1 pseudogene is annotated in these 342 nt (G+C 59.1%); it reads right to left on the bottom strand.

Features of this window, described 5'->3' with window-relative positions:
• Nucleotides 1-94 precede the first annotated feature (94 nt).
• Nucleotides 95-342 (bottom strand): annotated as a pseudogene (locus tag GTP44_RS28330) (hypothetical protein); the annotation flags it as partial.

Genomic DNA, 342 nt, shown 5'->3' with positions numbered 1-342 from the left:
ACCACGAAAAAGGTGGTTTTGGACAGCAAGACAAGTGCCAAAAGGTCTGAAGCCGCCGTGCGAATACGTCCACAGCCGGCGTTTTCTCAGCACATCAGTTCAAATCAGCAGTAATTCGAGGTCCCCTTGAGTGCCTGAAGTCGCTGCGACCAGGCTCGTAACTGTCGCTGCTCCCGGGGGGGGGCGACCAGGCGGCCGGCTTTATCAAGGCGCAATAGCGCGCGATCAGCGCCGCATCGGCTGTATCGGTCTTATTGCGCAGGTTTTCGCTCTGGCCAAAGCCTTTGACGCAACTCGGATTGGCGACCGACACCATGAAGCCGGCGTCATGCAGCGCCGTCG

It is taken from the genome of Duganella lactea (genome assembly GCF_009857505.1).
Taxonomy (GTDB): Bacteria; Pseudomonadota; Gammaproteobacteria; order Burkholderiales; family Burkholderiaceae_D; genus Rugamonas; species Rugamonas lactea.
Note: the sequence above shows the minus strand (reverse complement) of the source record. Positions and strands in the feature narration are given on the sequence as shown.